The sequence below is a fragment of the Pseudomonas piscis genome, assembly GCF_009380155.1.
Classification (GTDB): domain Bacteria; phylum Pseudomonadota; class Gammaproteobacteria; order Pseudomonadales; family Pseudomonadaceae; genus Aquipseudomonas; species Aquipseudomonas piscis.
Genome location: NZ_WHUV01000003.1, coordinates 865,228 through 880,370, shown reverse-complemented (window position 1 = coordinate 880,370; position 15,143 = coordinate 865,228). Strand labels below are relative to the sequence as shown.

The window sequence follows — 15,143 nt, the reverse complement described above, 5'->3', positions numbered from 1 at the left end:
TTACTCCTGGGGCACCTCGTCGGCGGCGCCGGGCTCCTCGCCCTCGGTGTCGACCACCTCGCCATCGATCACCTCGCCGTCTTCGAGCACGTCTTCGAGCTCATCCGACGCCTGGATACGCTCCAGGCCTACCAACGTCTCATCGTCGGCCAACTTGATCAGCGTCACCCCCTGGGTGTTGCGGCTGAGGATGGACACCTCGCCGACCCGGGTGCGCACCAGGGTCCCCTGGTCGGAGATGAGCATGATCTGCTCGTCCTCGCGCACCTGGATGGCGCCGATCAGGTTACCGGTACGGCCCTTCATGGCGATCACGCCCTGGCCACCACGCTTGCGGCGCGGGAACTTGGGCAGCTCGGTACGCTTGCCAATACCGCGCTCGGACGCAGTGAGGATCTGCGCACCGGACTCGGGGATCAGCATGGAGATCAGTTGCTGGGACTTGCCCAGCTTCATCCCGCGCACACCACCGGCCACACGACCGCGCTCGCGAACTTCGCTCTCGACGAAACGGATGACCTTGCTGGCGCTGGAGAACAACATGACTTCCCGCGCACCATCGGTGATGGCCGCAGCGATCAGGGTGTCGCCCTCTTTCAGCTTCAAGGCGATCAGGCCGGCCTTGCGCGGCTTGGCGAAGCTCGCCAGCGAAACCTTCTTGACCAGGCCGAAGGCGGTCGCCATGAAGACGAAGGCACCGGTCGGCTCAGCGACCCACTCCGGCGTGTCGCGATCGTCGTCGTCCTCGGCTTCCTCGTCATCCATCACTTCGGCTTCGGCCAGCACGTCCTCGGCCTCTTCCACCTCCTCGGAATCAGCGCCCTGTTGCAGGGCCTCGAGGTCGATCTGCAACATCGCGGTGATGCGCTCGCCCTGCTCCAGCGAGTCGATGATGTTCACCAGCGGTCGGCCACGGGCAGCACGGGAGGCTTCAGGAATCTCGTAGGTCTTGAGCCAGTACACCTTGCCCTTGCTGGAGAACAGCAACAGGGTCGCATGGCTGTTGGCTACCAGCAGGTGCTCGATGTAGTCCTCATCCTTCACGCCGGTCGCCGACTTGCCCTTGCCACCACGGCGCTGGGCCTGGTAGGCCGACAACGGCTGGGTCTTGGCATAACCGCCATGGGAAATGGTCACTACGCGCTCTTCTTCGGGGATCATGTCGCCGTAGTCGAGGTCGTGGGTCGCATTGACGATTTCGGTGCGGCGCTCGTCGCCGTATTCGGCACGGATCACTTCCAGCTCTTCGCGGATCACTTCCATCAGGCGCTCGGCGCTGTTGAGAATGCGGATCAGCTCGCCGATCTGGTTGAGGATCTCCTGGTACTCGGCCAGCAGTTTCTCGTGCTCCAGGCCGGTCAGGCGGTGCAGGCGCAGTTCCAGGATGGCCTGGGCCTGTTCCGGGGACAGGAAGTACTTACCGTCGTGCAGGCCATACTGCTCCGGCAGATCCTCAGGACGGCAGGAATCGGCACCAGCGCGCTCGACCATGACCTGCACGGCACTGGATTCCCACGGCGTGGAAACCAGCGCTTCCTTGGCTTCGGATGGGGTCGGCGAGGCCTTGATCAGGGCGATGACCGGATCGATGTTGGACAGGGCAACGGCCTGGCCTTCGAGGATATGGCCACGCTCGCGAGCCTTGCGCAGCTCGAATACGGTACGCCGGGTCACCACTTCGCGACGGTGACGAACGAAGGCTTCCAGCAGGTCCTTCAGATTGAGGATCCGCGGACGACCGTCGATCAGCGCGACGATGTTGATACCGAACACACTCTGCAGCTGGGTCTGGGCGTAGAGATTGTTGAGCACCACTTCCGGCACTTCGCCACGGCGCAGCTCGATCACTACGCGCATGCCGTCCTTGTCGGACTCGTCGCGCAGCTCGGTGATGCCTTCGAGCCTCTTCTCCTTGACCAGCTCGGCGATCTTCTCGATCAGGCGGGCTTTGTTCAGCTGGTATGGCAACTCGGTGATGACGATCTGCTGGCGACCACCGACCTTGTCGATGTCCTCGATGGTGGAGCGGGCGCGCATGTAGATGCGGCCACGACCGGTGCGATAGGCCTCGATGATGCCCTGGCGCCCGTTGATGATACCGGCGGTGGGGAAGTCCGGACCCGGGATGAACTGCATCAGATCGTCGACGCTCAGCTCGGGATTGTCGATCAGCGCCAGGCAGCCATCGATCACTTCGCCCAGGTTGTGCGGCGGGATGTTGGTCGCCATGCCCACGGCAATACCGCTGGAGCCGTTGACCAGCAGGTTGGGGATCTTGGTCGGCATGACCGCGGGAATCAGTTCGGTGCCATCATAGTTGGGCACCCAATCCACGGTTTCCTTGTGCAGGTCGGCCAGCAGCTCGTGCGCCAGCTTGGTCATGCGCACTTCGGTGTATCGCATGGCCGCCGCGTTATCGCCGTCCACCGAACCGAAGTTGCCCTGGCCGTCTACCAGCAAGTAGCGCAGGGAGAATGGCTGGGCCATGCGGACGATGGTGTCGTACACCGCAGTATCGCCGTGGGGGTGGTACTTACCGATCACGTCACCGACCACACGGGCAGATTTCTTGTACGGCTTGTTCCAGTCGTTACCGAGTTCGCTCATCGCGTACAGCACACGCCGGTGCACGGGCTTCAAGCCGTCGCGCGCATCAGGCAGTGCCCGCCCGACGATTACGCTCATCGCGTAGTCGAGGTAGGACTGTTTCAGCTCGTCTTCGATATTGACCGGTAGGATTTCTTTGGCCAGTTCGCCCATGAGAAGCCTGATTCCTTTTTCTGGTGAAACTTCGCCACATCCAGATGGGACGAACGAAGCTCGCCGCTGCAGGCCTAGTGCCAGCACCGACTTACGACAAATCAACAAGTTATGACATGGATTTGCGCAGTAGAGGTGACCGCATCGGACCACCCTGGAAACCGCCGGATGTTATCACAATCGCCGCCACGCACCTATCCCCCTGATGCGCATGGAACGTAGCTAGTTGACCGATGACCACCTGAAAGACGGCGACAGGGCCTCAGAGACCGATCCCCCTTCCCGCCAACCCGGTTTTTTACCTGTCGGCAATCATTTACCGGTCAACCCAGCGGCAGGTGTCGACGCAGGATCAATGCAGACGCTTGCGACACAGCAATTGGGCCATCTTTGCCGCATCAGGGCGCTCGACGATGCCCTTCTCGGTGACGATGACATCGATCAGGTCCGCCGGCGTGACGTCGAACACCGGATTGAAGACCTCCACCGCCGCCCCCACCGGCTTGCCGCCCACCTCCAGCAGCTCCCGGGCGTCGCGCTCCTCAAGCGGAATGTCCTCGCCAGTGGCCAGGCTCATGTCGATGGTCGAGCTGGAGGCCACCACCATGAAGCGCACGCCATGGTGCATGGCGTTGACGGCCAACTGGTAGGTACCGATCTTGTTCGCCACATCGCCATTGGCGGCGATCCGGTCCGCACCGACCACCACCCAGGTCAGGCCCTTGGTCTTCATGATGTGCGCCGCCGCGGCGTCGGCGTTCAAGGTCACCGGCACGCCTTCGCTGGCAAGCTCCCAGGCAGTCAAACGTGAGCCTTGCAGCCAGGGCCGGGTTTCATCGACATAGACCCGCTCTACCATGCCCTCCAGCCAGGCGCCGCGAATCACCCCCAGGGCAGTACCGAAGCCACCGCTGGCCAGGGCCCCGGTATTGCAGTGGGTCAGCAGCGTCTGCGGGTTGCCCTGGTATCGACGAATCAGTTCCACCCCGAGCTGGGCCATGGTCAGGTTGGCCTCGCGATCGCTTTCATGGATCGCCAGGGCCTCGACCTCCAGGACAGCCAGAGGATCGGCATGTTCCCTGACCCGCTCCAGCCGCTCACGCATGTGGCGCAAGGCCCAGGAAAGGTTGACCGCCGTCGGCCGGGTAGCTTCGAGCAGCTTGAAGTCCGCATCGAGCGCGGCGATCCAGTCGCCACCGGCAGCAAAACGTGCGCGAGCAGCCAGGACCACACCGTAGGCCGCACTGATGCCAATGGCCGACGCGCCGCGCACCGCCATCGCGCGAATGGCCTCGGCCACCGCAGCGACGCTGTCGCAGGCCAGCCAGGCCTCTTCAAGGGGCAAGGCCCGCTGATCGAGCAGGTACAGAGTGCCATCCCGCCAATCAATGGCCTTGACCTTCTCCGCAGCCAACAGACGATCGCGCATCCCTCACCCCGCACTCATGAACAAAAGCCGCCGATTATAGCGATCCCCCGGCGAAGACGCTCGGGTATACTTCGCCATCCTTTGTCTTTGAAGCCCTGGACCGATACTCGATGCCGAACCGTGAACCTGCGCTCGACCTCCTGCTGCTGCCCACCTGGTTGGTGCCCGTGGAGCCAGCCGGCGTCGTCCTCAAGGACCACGGCCTGGGCATCCGCGACGGTCGCATCGCCTTCATCGGGCCACGCAGCGAAGCCCTGAGACGCCAGGCTGGCGAGGTCCGCGAACTGCCCGGCATGCTGCTCAGCCCGGGCCTGATCAACGCCCACGGGCATGCGGCCATGACCCTGTTCCGCGGCCTGGCCGATGACCTGCCACTGATGACCTGGCTGGAGAACCACATCTGGCCCGCCGAAGCCAAGTGGGTGGATGAAGCCTTCGTCCACGACGGCACGGACCTGGCCATCGCCGAGCAGATAAAAGGCGGCATCACCTGCTTCTCCGACATGTATTTCTTCCCCAAGGTCGCCAGCGAACGGGTCCATAACAGCGGCATTCGCGCCCAGATCGCCATCCCGGTACTGGACTTCCCGATTCCCGGTGCCCACGACGCGGCCGAAGCCATTCGCCAGGGCGTGGAACTGTTCAGCGATCTCAAGCATCACCCGCGTATCCGCATCACCTTCGGCCCCCATGCTCCCTACACCGTAGGCGACGAGAACCTGGAGAAGGTCCGCATGATCGCCGAGGAACTCGACGCCTCGATCCACATGCACGTGCACGAGACCGCGTTCGAGGTCCAGCAGTCCCTGGAGCGGCATGGCGAGCGACCGCTGGCCCGCCTCTCCCGGCTAGGCTTGCTGGGACCACGCTTCCAGGCCGTTCATATGACCCAAATCAGCGATGAAGACCTGGCTTTGCTGGTAGAAACCAACACCAGCGTGGTTCATTGCCCGGAGTCCAACCTTAAACTGGCCAGCGGCTTCTGCCCGGTGGAGCGCCTGTGGCAGGCCGGGGTGAATGTCGCGGTGGGCACCGACGGCGCGGCCAGCAACAACGACCTGGATCTGCTCGGCGAAACCCGCACCGCAGCCTTGCTGGCCAAGGCCGTGGCGGGCTCGGCAACGGCACTGGATGCCCATCGCGCCCTGCGCATGGCCACCCTCAACGGCGCCAGAGCCATGGGCCTGGACGATGAAGTGGGCTCCCTGGAGCTCGGCAAGGCTGCGGACCTGGTGGCATTCGACCTGTCCGGGCTGGCCCAGCAACCGATTTACGACCCGGTGTCGCAACTGATCTACGCCACCGGCCGCGACTGCGTGACGCACCTCTGGGTGGCCGGCAAGCAGCTACTGGACAACAAGCGGCTAAGCCGCATGGACGAGCGCCAACTCGGCGAAACCGCCCGCGACTGGGCCCGGCGCATCAGCGGGCACGTCCAATAAACCCGGGCCTCGCGCAAGCGCGAGGCCCTACCGAATTCCTCAAGTTTTGGAGCACTACCCATGAGCAACGTCGACCACGCTGAAATCGCCAAGTTCGAAGCCCTGGCCCACCGCTGGTGGGACCGCGAAAGCGAGTTCAAGCCCCTGCACGATATCAATCCGCTGCGGGTCAACTGGATCGACGAACGGGTCGGCCTGGCCGGCAAGAAGGTCCTGGACGTCGGTTGCGGCGGCGGCATCCTCAGCGAAGCCATGGCCCAGCGTGGCGCTACCGTCACCGGGATCGACATGGGCGAGGCCCCACTGGCGGTCGCCCAGCTGCACCAGCTGGAATCCGGGGTGAACGTCGAATACCGGCAGATCACTGCCGAGGCCCTGGCCGAGGAAATGCCCGAGCAGTTCGACGTGGTCACCTGCCTGGAGATGCTCGAGCACGTTCCCGATCCTTCGTCGGTGATCCGCGCCTGCTTCCGCATGGTCAAGCCCGGTGGCCAGGTGTTCTTCTCCACCATCAACCGCAACCCCAAGGCCTACCTGTTCGCCATCGTCGGTGCGGAATACATCATGAAGCTGCTGCCACGCGGCACCCATGACTTCAAGAAATTCATCCGCCCATCGGAACTCGGCGCCTGGAGCCGCGCCGCCGGCCTGACCGTCAAGGACATCATCGGCCTGACCTACAACCCGCTGACCAAGCACTACAAGCTGGCAGCCGATGTGGACGTCAACTACATGATCCAGACCCTGCGAGAGGAGTGAAACATGGCCATAAGAGCCGTTCTTTTCGATATGGATGGCACCTTGCTCGATACCGCGCCGGACTTCATCGCGGTCTGCCAGGGCATGCGCCGTGATCGCGGCCTGCCGCCCATCCCCGACCAGCACATCCGTGACGAAATCTCGGGCGGTGCCCGGGCCATGGTGGCCGTGACCTTTTCCATGGACCCAGAATCCCCGGGATTCGAAGAGTTGCGCCAGGAGTTCCTCGAGCGCTACCTCGAGCATTGCGCAGTGCATAGCCGGTTGTTCGACGGCATGGAACAGCTGCTGGCCGACATCGAGCGAGCGAACCTGCCCTGGGGCGTGGTGACCAACAAGCCCGTGCGCTTCGCTGCGCCGATCATGGAGCAACTGGGACTGGCCGGGCGCTCGGCCCTGCTGATCTGCCCCGATCACGTGAAGAACAGCAAACCGGATCCCGAACCACTGATCCTGGCCTGCAAGATGCTCGACCTGGACCCGTCCACCGTGCTGTTCATCGGCGACGACCTGCGCGATATCGAATCCGGCCGCGATGCCGGCACCAAGACCGCAGCCGTGACCTACGGCTACATCCACCCGGACGACAATCCCCGGCACTGGGGCGCAGACGTGGTGGTCAGCCACCCGCTGGAACTGCGCCAGGTCCTGGATAACGCATTGTGCAGCTGCTGAGCAGCGCCCTGCCCGACTGACTCCCGGGCAGGTTCCCATTTCCGCTGAGGCTTTTTATGTTTGATTACTCCGCCCGCCCCGAACTGCTCAAGGACCGGATCATCCTGGTCACCGGCGCCGGTCGTGGCATCGGCGCCGCCGCCGCCAAGACCTACGCCGCCCACGGTGCCACCGTGCTCCTGCTGGGCAAGACCGAGGCCAACCTGACCGAAGTCTACGACGCCATCGAGGCCGCCGGGCACCCGCAGCCCGTAGTGATCCCGTTCAACCTGGAAACCGCGTTGCCGCACCAGTACGACGAGTTGGCGGCCATGATCGAAGCCGAATTCGGTCGTCTCGACGGCCTGCTGCACAACGCCTCGATCATTGGCCCGCGCACACCGCTGGAACAGCTGTCGGGGGAGAACTTCATGCGGGTCATGCAGGTCAACGTCAACGCTACCTTCATGCTGACCAGCACCCTGCTGCCGCTGCTCAAGCTGTCCCAGGACGCTTCGGTGGTCTTCACCTCCAGCAGTGTCGGCCGCAAGGGCCGCGCCTACTGGGGCGCCTACGGGGTATCCAAGTTCGCCACCGAAGGCCTGATGCAAACCCTCGCCGACGAACTGGACACCGTCGCCCCGGTACGCGCCAACAGCATCAACCCCGGCGCCACCCGCACCAGCATGCGCGCCCTGGCCTACCCGGGCGAAAACCCCAGCAAGAACCCCCAGCCCGAAGAAATCATGCCGGTCTACCTCTATCTCATGGGCCCGGACAGCGCCGGCATCAACGGCCAGGCATTCGACGCGCAGTAACCCCCCGCCGTTCGTCGCGACGGAATACCGTCGCGACTCCTCGACAAGCCTCATCCGGCACGGACTTCAAGCCAAACAACCGTCGCACCGGATGATGGCAATTTTTCGCATGTTTCCAAGCCATTGAATTGAATGGATTTTTCTCAATCTGAACCGAATGGCACGAGTTTCGCTCTAAGAACACTCAACACACCGTGCCTTGGCACCGTGGAACATGGCTTTTATCGGGGCGTGGAAGCCCAAGATGAAGCGGCATAAAATGTGCGCGATTGTCCTACGGGACTGAAGGAACAGTACGACGCGCAGCTCCGAGCCGCTCTCACCCAGGCCAGTAAGACTTTACACAGTGCTCAGGGGGCGCAAGCTCAGATGAAGATTCCCACCCAGAACAACGCAATTGACTTTGACAGCGCCAAATTGCAACGCCTGGGCTTTACCCAACAGTCGCCACTGCTCAAGCAGCCTGTGAGCCTCGCGCAGTTGCGCCAGCAACTGGGCCTGCAACTGCAGACCAGCCTGGAACCACAACGCATCCTGGGCCTGTTCTTTCGCGAAGTGCAGCGCCTGGTTCCCCTCGATGCCCTGCACTACGCATACACCCCCAGCGACCTGCGCCTGGAGTTCGGCCAGCGCGGCCATCACTCCATCAGCTACAGCCTCAGCCATGAAGGCGAGCCCATGGGCGAACTGGTCTTTCGTCGCAACCAGCGCTTCAGCGATAGCGAACAAGGCCACCTGGAATCCTTGCTCTCCACCCTGCTCTACCCGATGCGCAACGCCTTGCTGTACCGCGCCGCCACCCGCAGCGCCCTGCGCGACCCGTTGACCGACACCGGCAATCGCATCGCCATGGACCAGACCCTGTCGCGGGAAATCGAGATGGCTCGACGCCACCTGCTGCCGCTATCGCTGCTGATGCTGGACATCGACCACTTCAAGCGCGTCAACGATAGCCATGGCCACAGCACTGGCGATGAGGTGCTCAAAAGCGTTGCCGCCTCCATCAAGGGGCAATTGCGCAATGTGGACATGGTGTTTCGTTTCGGCGGGGAAGAATTCCTGATCCTGCTTTCCAACACCGGTCGCGAGGCTGCGGCCATGGTCGGGGAACGCCTGCGTAATGCTGCCCAGGCCCAGGAGCATCGTGCCGATGGCAAGCTGATCGAACTGACCGTCAGCCTGGGCTGCGCCACGCTGCTGCCCGGGGAATCCGCTGAAAGCCTGCTGCGCCGCGCCGATAGCGCGCTTTACGTCGCCAAGCGCGAGGGCCGCAATCGCCTGGCCATGGCAGGCTAGGCGTCAAATATCGCCACAAGCGCTAGCCGCTTGTGGCGATCTGTCCTGCCAACTGCTGACTCAGCCCTCGGCCAGCGCCAGGCGCTCGCGAGTCACCGTGCTCTTTTCCAGCTGCATGCAGCGTTCCAGGAACAGGTACATATAGTCATAGCTCTTGCAGATCGCCTGACGCAGTTCGGCCTGCAGCGCCTTGCTCGGGTTCAGCCCAGCCAGGGTGACGATGATCTCAAGCGCTTCCCAAGGATGGGCATCGTCATACTGCGCGTGCATCTTCAGCCACTTCATGGCGCGCTTGCGATCTTCCTCGGGAAAAGACGCCGCATAGATGCCGTTGGAGCAGACCAGGGCCGACCACTCGCCGGTCGCCCCTTCGATGGCGTAGTTGGTGGCGGCGATCGCCACGATCAGCGAATCCGCCGAGCTGGTGTGCCAGCACCAGTGGCTCAGGGCATGCAGCTCCGGTGGCACCTGCTGGGCCTGCAGGTCTTCAAGGGTCACCCCATGGGCCCGGCTCCAGTGCACCCAGTAGTCGGCATGGTTGAGCTCGACGCGAATGTTGCGCATCAACCAGCGGCGCGCCATGTCTTCCCCGGGATGGCGGGCAAAACGGGTCTTGGTCAGGTTCTGCGCCATGTACAGGGCGAACTGCTCGACCACCGGCCACCCACCGATCAGGTATTGGCGCATGACTTTCGGGCTGAGCTTGTTGTCTCGCATGCGCTGGTACAGCTCATGCTCTACGACGCGGCGCTTGCTCTCGCTGCAGTCCTGGATCAATTGCTGGGTCCAGGCGGGGTAACTGGCAGCTTCCATGAGCGGGCCGGTTCGGCTGAATGTGTCGATCACTGTCGGGCTCCTTTTGATTGTGATGTACGGATCCAAAGAAGGTTTCAGCGGAACGTGCCGGGCGCCTTGAGCAATACGGGCCGTGGCCGCACGGGTCGACACTGCAGGCTGTCACAGGTGAACAATTGCGGACGCTCGATGTTGTAGCCTTGAGCATAATCCACGCCGATCTCGAGCAGGGCCTGTTCGATCTGCGGCGTTTCGACGAATTCGGCAATCGTGCGCTTACCCATGACATGCCCGATATGGTTGATCACCTCGACCATGGCGCGGTTAATCGGGTCGTCCAGCATATCCTTTACGAAACTTCCATCGATCTTCAGGAAGTCTACAGGCAAATGTTTGAGATAAGCGAACGACGACATTCCCGCACAAAAGTCGTCCAGGGAAAAATGACAACCTAAGCCCTTGAGTTCGTTTATAAAACGAATCGCGCTGCCCAGATTGGCGATGGCGCTGGTTTCGGTAATTTCAAAACAGATCAGCTCCGGTGGCACCCGGTAGATGGCGAACTGCTCGCGCAGGAAGTCGAGGAACTCGTCGTCGCCGATGGTGATCCCCGACAAATTGATCGCGCACATGGCCATCGGCCCTTCCCGACCCTCTTCGATACACTGGGCAACGATCTTGAATACGTTCTGTACTACCCAGCGATCCAGGGACGTCATCAGGCCATAGCGCTCGGCTGCCGGGATGAAACTGTCCGGCAGGATCATGCGCCCGGCCTCATCGTGCAGCCGCAGGAGGATCTCCAGATGGCCACCATCTCCCTCCATGTGGCCCAGCGCGGTGATTTCCTGGGAGTACAGGCAGAAGCGGTTTTCCTCCAGCGCCATGTGCAGGCGCTGGACCCAGGCCATCTCGCCAAAACGCAGGGACAGCTCCGAGTCATCGGCATGGTAGACCTGCACTCGATTGCGACCCTTTTCCTTGGCCATGTAGCAGGCCATGTCCGCCGCCCGCAGGGAGGCCTCCAGGGTGGTCGGGGTCTGGGCGATATGTACCAGGCCGATACTCACGGTGGTCACGAACGGCCGGCCCTTCCAGACGAAATGCAGGTTCTGCACGGTCTGGCGCAAGCCTTCGGCGATTTTCTCCGCAGCCTCCGGCGAGCAATTCTCCAGGAGGATGCCGAACTCGTCCCCACCCAGCCGGGCCAGGGTATCGCCCTCGCGCAGGCCCGACTGCAGCAAGGCGCAGATATGCCGCAGCAATTCGTCGCCGGCGGCATGGCCGCAGGTGTCGTTGACCAACTTGAACTGGTCCAGGTCCAGGAACATCAGGGCATGCCGCGCCGGTTGCCGGGCCAGGCCGTACAGGGCCTGTTCCAGGCGGAACTCGAACTCGCGGCGGTTGGCCAGGCCAGTCAGGGCATCGTGGGTCGCCTGCCAGGACAGGTTGGCGATGTACTGCCGCTCCTGGGTCATGTCGTGCAGCACTAGCACCGCACCGCTGACCTTCCCGGAATTGCGAATCGGTGCCCCCACCAGCGTCACCGACACCGTGCTGCCGTCCAGGCGCTGGATCAGCTTGGAATGCTCGCTGCCACCACTGAGCTGGCCGCTGAGAATATGCTCGATCAGCGTGAAACCATCGGCCTGGGCGTTTTCATCCAGCAGATTGAACAGTGCCGCCAGGGGCAAACCCACGGCCTGCGCAGCCTTCCAGCGAGTCAGTTCCTCCGCCGCCGGGTTCATGTAGGCGATGGCACCCTCGACATCAGTGGTGATTACCCCATCGCCGATGGACTGCAAGGTGATCTGCGCCCGCTCTTTCTCCAACTGCAGAGCGGTGGCGAAGGCATGGCGCTGGGCCAGCAGCTTGTGGGTGCGCAGCAAAGCCAGGCCGATCAGGAACAACGCCGTGGCCAGGTTGGTCACCAGCAGCAACCGCAGGATCACCCGCGAGCCCTCTCCAAGGGCATCGCTGAACGCCTTGGCCGCGGGGGTGACCCCGTCGTTGATAGCGAAGATTTCGCTCTTCCAGCGCTGGACATCGGCCTCGCTGGCATTGTTGCTACTGATGTGCTGGTGCATTTCCCGCGCCACCTGGTCCAGTTGCAACAGGTAGCTGTCGCCCACGGTCCAGCGGTCGATGGCTTTTTCCAGGTAGCTGAAGTGCCGGAAGTTGAGGTACAGCCAGATCAGGCTGGCCACGTCGTCCGGGTGGTTGCCGCCCTTGAGGATCCCCAGGCGCGCTGCTTCCAGGTCTGGAGGCTGGCTATCGAGCGCCACCCGCAGCTCATGCCCGCCCTGAGGCACGGCGATCGCGTTCTGGTATTTGAGGAAGGTGCCTTCGTCGCGGCTGTCGGCATACAGGCTGAGGTAATAGATAGCGTCTTTCTGGCCCTTGGACCACAGGCTTTCGCCGGCGACGTAGCCACGCACCGCCGATAGCACATACAGGCTGAGGCCACCCAGGAGTGCCTGGAATACCACCACTGCAATGAAAGGCCAGACAATGCCCAACAACCGTGGCGTTGCGAAAGTCCGCTTTTGCTTCATGAGGGTCCTTGCTTCAGCACTGCCAAATGAACACCCAGTAGTCCCGCCTCAGACAGCACAGATTAGGCTAATTTCCCCCGTTTCGAGACCGGGCGAACGGCCGTTGGCTCGGGCCCTTTGCAAAAGGTCCCGAGCCAAGCCTGCTGAAGCGATCAATACATCTGGAAATTCAAGCACTAAGCACAGAAAGCCGGATAAAACTCAAGGCGCTCGAACTTGCTGCAAATGCCCATAAAGCTTGGCATAGAGGCCGCCATCGGCAATCAGCTGCTGATGGTCGCCATCTTCGGCGATCTGTCCGCCATCGAACACCAATACCCGGTCCGCCTGCTTCACCGCCGACAGGCGATGGGCAATGATCAGCGTAGTCCGGCCCCGCAAAAAGCGCGTCAGCGCCTGGTGCAGGTTGTATTCGGTGGCCGCATCCAGGGCGGAGGTGGCCTCGTCGAGGATCACCACCTTGGGTTCGGCCAGGACCATCCGCGCAATCGCCAGGCGCTGGCGCTGCCCCCCTGACAGTCGTACCCCGGAACGTCCGACCACGGTGTCCAAGCCCTGGGGCAGGCTCCTCACCGTGACATCCAGCTGGGCGATCTCCAGCGCCTGCCAGCAGGCATTGTCGCTGCGCTCACGGCCCATGGTCAGGTTGGCCCGTACGGTGTCATTGAACAGCGCTGGATGCTGCAGCACCACGGCCACGTTCTCGCGCACGGTCGCCAGGCCGATCTCCTCCTGGGTCGAGCCGCCGAAGCGGATACTGCCGGCCTGCGGCGTGTACAGGCCAAGCAACAGTTGCACCAGGGTACTCTTGCCGCCGCCGCTGGCGCCGACGATCGCTACCTTCTCCCCCGGGGCGATGGACAGGTTCATGTTGTCCAGCACGCGCTCGTCGCCATAACCGAAGCTCAGCCCGCGCACCTCGATGCCCACGGTCTCGCGCCCCTGGAACGGGTCCACGCCACCGGCATATTGCGGCTCGTCGGCGCGCGCCAATAGCTCGTTGATCCGGGTCAGCGCCCCGCCCGCGGCGTAATAGGCGTATTGCAGGTTCAGCAATTGCTCCACCGGCCCGATCATGAACCACAGGTAGCTGAACACCGCGAGCATCTGGCCGATGGACAGGTCGGAAAACAGCACGGTGAGCATCGCCACGGCGCGGAAGATATCGATGCCGAACTGGAACAACAGCCCGCTGGCCCGCCCCGAAGCGTCGCTTTTCCACTGCGAGGCCACCGCATAATCCCGCACCTCTTCGGCACGCCGCCCCAAGCGCCCGAGGAAGTAGCCCTGGCGATTGCCGGCACGGACTTCCTGGATCGCTTCCAGCGTCTCGGTCAGGGCCTGGGTGAAGCGCGAGGTGCTGTCGTTCTCCAGCTTCTTCAGGTGCTTGACCCGCTTGCCCAGTTGCACCGTGGCGAAGATCACCAACGGGTTGAACAGCAGGATCAGCAATGCCAGTTTCCAGTGCATCCACATCAGGATCCCGGCGGTGCCCACCAGGGTCAGCATGGCTACCAGGAAACGACTCAGGGTCTCGCCGACGAACTTGTCCACGGTGTCCAGGTCGGTCACCAGGTGGCTGCTAACCGTGCCGCCACCCAGGCTTTCATACTCACCCAGGGAGATGCGCTTGAGTCGCTCGATCAGGCGGATGCGGATGCGATAGACGATGTCCTTGGCCAGGCCGGCGAACAATCGGGCCTGGACCACGTTGAACACCAGGGCCGCGCAACGCAGGATCAGGGTCGCCAGCAGCATCAGGCCGATATAGCCAGCGGCGCTATGCCAGGAAGCCGGCAGCAACAGCCGCATCACCTGCAACGCGGCATCGCCATGCCCCAGTAGCACTTCGTCCACCAGCAACGGCAACAGCAAGGGAATCGGCACACTGCACAGGGTCGCCAGGACAGCGACGCCATTGGCGATCCACAGGGATTTCTTGTGTTGCAGGGCCAGGCGACGGATTTCCGCCCAGCTCAGACGATCGACGGTCTTGCCGCTGGCGCCTGGATCGACCGGCTCAGGCACTGGCAGCGCGCTCCAGCCAGCGCCCCAGCAACGGCGAGAGTTCGCCGAGTGGCTGGTAGCCGTTGGTCAGCAACGCCAGTTGGCCGTTGCGTTCGGCCAGCATGGTGGGGAACCCGGCGATGCCCAGGTCCTGGACCCAGGTGAAGTCCGCCGCCGTGGCCGCATGCTGCTCGGCGCGGTCGAAAGCCTCGGCGAATTCGATGCGCGGCACTCCGGCCCGCTCGGCCAGTTCCACCAACACGCTGGCAAGGGTCACATCCCGGCCTTCGACATAGAACGCCCGCTGGATCAACCCCAACAGCTTCCAGGCGCAATCCGGCGCCAGGCCACGCGCAGTGACGATGGCCCGGCAAGCCGGTTCGGTGTCATAGACGAATCCGTCGGGCAACGCCCCCTCGAACTTGAATGCCTGGCCGGTGGCCTGGTGCACCGCCTGCCAGTGTTCGAGGATGTAGCGCCGGGTCGTGGGCTCCAGGGCCGCGCCGCTGCCAGTGCGCAAGCCGCCCACCACCAGGTGCAGCTCGACGCCGGCAGCTTGTGCCTGCTCCACCAGGGCCTCGGCCACCGGAGCGAAGCCCCAGCACCATGAACACATCGGGTCCATCAC

Annotated in this window: 11 protein-coding genes; 5 read left to right on the top strand and 6 right to left on the bottom strand. The window is 63.1% G+C overall.

Annotation, left to right across the window (positions count from 1 at the left end; genetic code table 11):
• Entirely contained in the window at positions 1–2,760 is a 2,760-nt protein-coding gene (gene gyrA, locus GDH07_RS21090) for a DNA gyrase subunit A (protein WP_152898774.1), read from the bottom strand.
• Positions 2,761–3,112: 352 nt separating this feature from the next.
• The gene (mtnA, locus tag GDH07_RS21085; RefSeq protein WP_152898773.1) at positions 3,113–4,189 is read right to left on the bottom strand and encodes an S-methyl-5-thioribose-1-phosphate isomerase; all 1,077 of its coding nucleotides are present in this window, start codon (positions 4,187–4,189) and stop codon (positions 3,113–3,115) included.
• A gap of 110 nt (positions 4,190–4,299) precedes the next feature.
• Here mtnA and GDH07_RS21080 point away from each other — a divergent pair, with 110 nt between their 5' ends.
• The 5 genes from GDH07_RS21080 (at position 4,300) to GDH07_RS21060 (ending at position 9,158) form a co-directional block, all read left to right on the top strand.
• Positions 4,300–5,631: a TRZ/ATZ family hydrolase gene (locus GDH07_RS21080; protein WP_152898772.1), complete on the top strand. Its 1,332-nt coding sequence runs from the start codon at positions 4,300–4,302 to the stop codon at positions 5,629–5,631.
• Between the two features lie 60 nt (positions 5,632–5,691).
• Entirely contained in the window at positions 5,692–6,390 is a 699-nt protein-coding gene (gene ubiG / locus GDH07_RS21075) for a bifunctional 2-polyprenyl-6-hydroxyphenol methylase/3-demethylubiquinol 3-O-methyltransferase UbiG (protein WP_022640126.1), read from the top strand.
• Between the two features lie 3 nt (positions 6,391–6,393).
• Entirely contained in the window at positions 6,394–7,065 is a 672-nt protein-coding gene (gene mupP / locus GDH07_RS21070) for an N-acetylmuramic acid 6-phosphate phosphatase MupP (protein ID WP_152898771.1), read from the top strand.
• A 56-nt stretch (positions 7,066–7,121) separates the two neighbouring features.
• The gene (locus GDH07_RS21065; RefSeq protein WP_022640128.1) at positions 7,122–7,862 is read left to right on the top strand and encodes a YciK family oxidoreductase; all 741 of its coding nucleotides are present in this window, start codon (positions 7,122–7,124) and stop codon (positions 7,860–7,862) included.
• A gap of 369 nt (positions 7,863–8,231) precedes the next feature.
• Positions 8,232–9,158 (top strand): GGDEF domain-containing protein, encoded by a 927-nt coding sequence (locus GDH07_RS21060; protein ID WP_152898770.1) that lies wholly within the window; start codon positions 8,232–8,234, stop codon positions 9,156–9,158.
• Between the two features lie 60 nt (positions 9,159–9,218).
• Here GDH07_RS21060 and GDH07_RS21055 read toward each other — a convergent pair whose 3' ends face one another.
• The 4 genes from GDH07_RS21055 to GDH07_RS21040 form a co-directional block, all read right to left on the bottom strand.
• Entirely contained in the window at positions 9,219–9,971 is a 753-nt protein-coding gene (locus GDH07_RS21055; protein WP_152898903.1) for an iron-containing redox enzyme family protein, read from the bottom strand.
• Positions 9,972–10,048: 77 nt separating this feature from the next.
• Entirely contained in the window at positions 10,049–12,508 is a 2,460-nt protein-coding gene (locus GDH07_RS21050; protein WP_152898769.1) for an EAL domain-containing protein, read from the bottom strand.
• Between the two features lie 201 nt (positions 12,509–12,709).
• Complete coding sequence (locus GDH07_RS21045; protein ID WP_343038305.1) at positions 12,710–14,536, bottom strand: ABC transporter ATP-binding protein; 1,827 nt, start codon at positions 14,534–14,536, stop codon at positions 12,710–12,712.
• Positions 14,529–15,131, bottom strand: coding sequence for a DsbA family protein (locus GDH07_RS21040; RefSeq protein ID WP_172681653.1), 603 nt, complete (start codon positions 15,129–15,131; stop codon positions 14,529–14,531). Before GDH07_RS21040 ends, GDH07_RS21045 begins: the two co-directional genes overlap by 8 nt.
• Positions 15,132–15,143 lie beyond the last annotated feature (12 nt).